Here is a 3,624-nt window from a genome sequence, read left to right as displayed (position 1 = left end):
TCACGAGCCGGCTCGTACGGTTCAGCTCCGCGGTGTCGTGCTCCGGCACCCGCGGCAGCGGGACGACACCGGTCGGATCCTCCGAACCGGTCAGCGGGACGACACCGGTCGGATCCTCCGAACCGATCGCCGCCACCGGCGGGCCCGGCACGGCACCGACCGGGACGCCGTCCAACTGCTCCTCGCTCAGCGCGGCGCGGACCGCCTGCACCTCGGCGAGCATCTCCACCGCGTCCACCGGCCGCTGCCGGGGATCGCGGGCGGTGGCCCGGGCCACCAGCCAGTCCAGCGCCGGCGCCAGGCCCGGGACGGCGGCGGACGGGGCCGGCATCTCCTGGCTCAGATGCTGGTAGATCACCTGCGCCGGCGTACTGCCGCTGCGCGGCTTCTGCCCGGTCAGCGCCTCGTAGAGCACCACCCCGCAGGCGTACACATCGGTGCGCTGGTCCACCGTGCCGTACTCGATCTGCTCCGGCGCCAGATACGACACGGTGCCCAGCAGCGCGCCCGCGCCCGTGGCGCTGGTCTGGGTGTCCACCGACCTGACCAGGCCGAAGTCGGCCACCTTCACCCGGCCGTCGTCGCCTATGAGCACGTTCTCCGGCTTCATGTCCCGGTGGATCAGCTGCGCCCGGTGCGCGGCGCCGAGCGCGGCCAGCACCGGCTCCAGGATGTCCAGCGCCGCGCGGGGCTGGAGCGCGCCGCGCTGGCGCAGGACGTCGCGCAGCGTGCAGCCGGCCACGTACTCCATCGCCAGATACACATACGTGCCGTCCGTGCCCTGGTCGTACACCGCGACCACATTGGGGTGCGCCAGCCGGGCGACCGCCTTGGCCTCCCGGATGAACCGCTCCACGAAGGCGGTGTCCGCCGCGAGCCCGGGGTGCATCACCTTGATCGCGAGCACCCTGTCCAGGCGGGTGTCCACGGCCCGGTAGACCGTGGCCATCCCGCCGACCGCGATGCGGGCTTCGACCCGGTAGCGCCCGTCGAGGATCTTTCCGACAAGCGGGTCATGCACGGTGGTGTCCACGACGTCCGAGTCTACGAGCCGCACCGCCCGTTCCCCGAGGCTCACCTTCGTACTGTGTCCTGTCCGTGGCGTTCCGGAACCATTTCGTAACCCGGGACCAAGCCGGGCATCAGCTCAGAAAGCGGGGCGTTCCGGGTGGAAGGCGGGGACGCCCTCGGTGGGGCTGGAGGGAAGGGCGTGGTGGCGGCGGGGGATGCGGCCGGCCCGGTGGGCCAGCCGGCCCGCCTCCACCGCGTGGCGCATGGCCTGGGCCATCAGGACGGGGCGCTGGGCGCGGGTGACGGCCGAGGCGAGCATCACCGCCGCGCAGCCGAGTTCCATGGCCAGGGCGGCGTCGGAGGCCGTACCGGCGCCCGCGTCGAGGATCACCGGGACGCCGGCCCGCCCGGTGATCAGCTCGAAGTTGTGCGGGTTGCGGATACCGAGCCCGGAGCCGATGGGGGAGCCGAGCGGCATGACCGCGGCGCAGCCGATGTCCTCCAGCCTGCGGGCCAGCACCGGGTCGTCGCTGGTGTACGGCAGCACCGTGAACCCGTCGTCCACCAGCGTCTCGGCCGCGTCGAGGAGTTCCACCGGGTCCGGCAGCAGGGTGTGCTCGTCCGCGATGACCTCCAGCTTCACCCAGTCCGTGCCGAGCGCCTCCCGCGCCAGCCGCGCGGTCAGGACGGCCTCGCCCGCCGTGTAGCAGCCCGCCGTGTTCGGCAGCACCCGGATGGCGTGCCGCCGCAGCACCGACAGCACGGACCCCTTGGTGGTCGGGTCCAGCCGCCGCATCGCGACCGTGGTCAGCTCGGTGCCGGACGCCAGCAGCGCCTGCTCCAGCACCTCCAGGCTGGGCGCCCCGCCGGTGCCCATGATCAGCCGGGAGGCGAACACCGCGTCCCCGATCCGCAGCGGGTCCGAACCGTCCTGGTACCTCCCCGGGCCGGCTTCCGCCTGCCCCGGGCCGCGGTGGCCGGCGCCGTCCGGCGGTGTGGTGACCGGCACGGCTCAGCCCCCCTGCACGGCGGTCAGGATCTCCACCCGGTCGCCGTCGGCCAGCGCGGTGGCCGACCACCGGCTGCGCGGCACCACCGTCTCGTTCACCGCGGCGGCCACGCCGGAATGCGCCGCGGTGAGGGAGGCGACCAGGGCGTCGAGCGAGAAAGGCGCGGCCAGGCGGCGCCGCTCGCCGTTGAGCAGCACGGTGATCGTCACGCCGGCTGCTCCTGCCGGGCGAACCGGGCCGGGGCGAACGGCCTCGCGTAGCCGGGCAGTTCACCGCTCGTCAGCACCTCGGCCATCACGTCGCCGGTGACCGGGGTGAGCAGAACCCCGTTGCGGTGGTGGCCGGTGGCCAGCAGCAGGCCGTCCAGCGCGGTGGCGCCGAGCAGCGGCGCGTTGTCCGGCGTACCGGGACGCAGTCCCGCCAGCGTCTCGGTGAGCGGGAGCTCGGTGATGCCCGGCACCAACTCATGGGCGTCCCGCAGCAGTTCGTACACCCCGCCGGCGGTGACCGTGGTGTCCCAGCCGAACTCCTCGCTGGTCGCGCCCAGCACCAGCTCGCCGTTCTCGCGCGGCACCAGGTAGACGTGGCTGCCCCGCACCACCGCCCGTAGCGTGCGGGACAGGAACGGCGCGTGCGTCCGGGGGACCAGCAGCCGCAGGATCTGGCCCTTGACCGGGCGGACCGGCGGCAGCACCTCCTCCGGCAGGCCGCCGATCCGGCCGCTCTCGCTGCCCGCGGCCAGCACGGTGCGGTCGGCGGTGACCTCGGTGCCGTCGGCGAGCAGGGCGCCGGTGACCCGGTCGCCGGACCGGGAGACACGGGCCGCCGCCGACCGCAGGAAGGTCACCCCGGCCAGTTCGGCGGCCCGCAGCAGCGCCGCGGCCAGGCGCCGCGGGTCGACCTGGTGGTCCCCGTCCACCCGCAGCCCGCCGCGCACGCCCGGGGCGAGCAGCGGTTCCAGACGGCGGCAGTCCCGGCCGCTGAGCCACTGCGACTCCAGGCCCAGCGAGGTGTGGAAGGCATGCAGATCGCGCAACTGGGCCCGGTCGTCGGCGTCCAGCGCGACAGCGAGGGTGCCGCACCGGCGGTAACCGGTGCTCAGGCCGGTCAACTCGGTGAGCTCGGCGGTGAAGTCGGGGTAGCGGGCGGCCGACGCCAGGTTGAGGTCGAGCAGCGGCTGCTCCCCGTACTGCAGCTCGGTGACCGCCGCCAGCATCCCGGCCGCGACGTGCGCGGCTCCGCCGCCGGGACGCGGATCGGCGACCGCGGCGGCCAGACCGCGCTGGGCGGCCCGCCAGGCCGTGACCAGACCGATGAGGCCGCCGCCGACCACCAGCACGTCGTGGCCGCGGGCCCCGTTCGCGGGGATGGGCATCCTGCGTCTCCCTTCGCCGGCATGACCCGGATCAGGTTCTTACGGTCGGCAGCCGGCCAGCCACCCTCTCAGCCCGGTACGCCCGGGCTCCCGCGCTTCTCCCGGCACCTTATCCCTGCGGGGCGCGGCGGTGGTACGGCACGGTCCCGCCGGCGCGGGGCCTTTGCCGGGCGGCGGCCCCTCCGGTGGGGGTCGCGCTGACGCGCGGCGGGCCAGCGGCGGGTCAGC

Annotated in this window: 4 protein-coding genes and 1 riboswitch; all 4 genes read right to left on the bottom strand. The window is 74.8% G+C overall.

The window, feature by feature from the left end; translation table 11 throughout:
• Positions 1-1,033 (bottom strand): protein kinase domain-containing protein (locus tag GA0115240_RS13235; protein ID WP_141708826.1); only part of this gene is annotated, 1,033 nt, incomplete at its 3' end.
• Positions 1,034-1,147: 114 nt separating this feature from the next.
• Positions 1,148-1,888: a thiazole synthase gene (locus GA0115240_RS13230; RefSeq protein ID WP_093736875.1), complete on the bottom strand. Its 741-nt coding sequence runs from the start codon at positions 1,886-1,888 to the stop codon at positions 1,148-1,150.
• Between the two features lie 135 nt (positions 1,889-2,023).
• Positions 2,024-2,230 (bottom strand): sulfur carrier protein ThiS, encoded by a 207-nt coding sequence (gene thiS / locus GA0115240_RS13225; protein WP_370673330.1) that lies wholly within the window; start codon positions 2,228-2,230, stop codon positions 2,024-2,026.
• Positions 2,227-3,396: a glycine oxidase ThiO gene (gene thiO, locus GA0115240_RS13220; RefSeq protein ID WP_093736873.1), complete on the bottom strand. Its 1,170-nt coding sequence runs from the start codon at positions 3,394-3,396 to the stop codon at positions 2,227-2,229. The genes thiS and thiO overlap by 4 nt, the downstream gene beginning before the upstream one ends.
• Positions 3,388-3,500: riboswitch (TPP riboswitch) on the bottom strand. It overlaps the preceding gene by 9 nt.
• Positions 3,501-3,624: the final 124 nt, after the last annotated feature.

The sequence above is a fragment of the Streptomyces sp. DvalAA-14 genome (genome assembly GCF_900091855.1).
Taxonomy (GTDB): domain Bacteria; phylum Actinomycetota; class Actinomycetes; order Streptomycetales; family Streptomycetaceae; genus Actinacidiphila.
The sequence above is the reverse complement of the archived record's forward strand: the minus strand, read 5'-3'. Positions and strand labels throughout refer to the sequence as shown.

Bases quoted from the DNA above. Each gene is read 5' to 3' on its own strand.
- GA0115240_RS13230 (WP_093736875.1), bottom strand. From the start codon at position 1,888: ATGGGCACCGGCGGGGCGCCCAGCCTGGAGGTGCTGGAGCAGGCGCTG.
- thiO (WP_093736873.1), bottom strand. From the start codon at position 3,396: ATGCCCATCCCCGCGAACGGGGCCCGCGGCCACGACGTGCTGGTGGTC.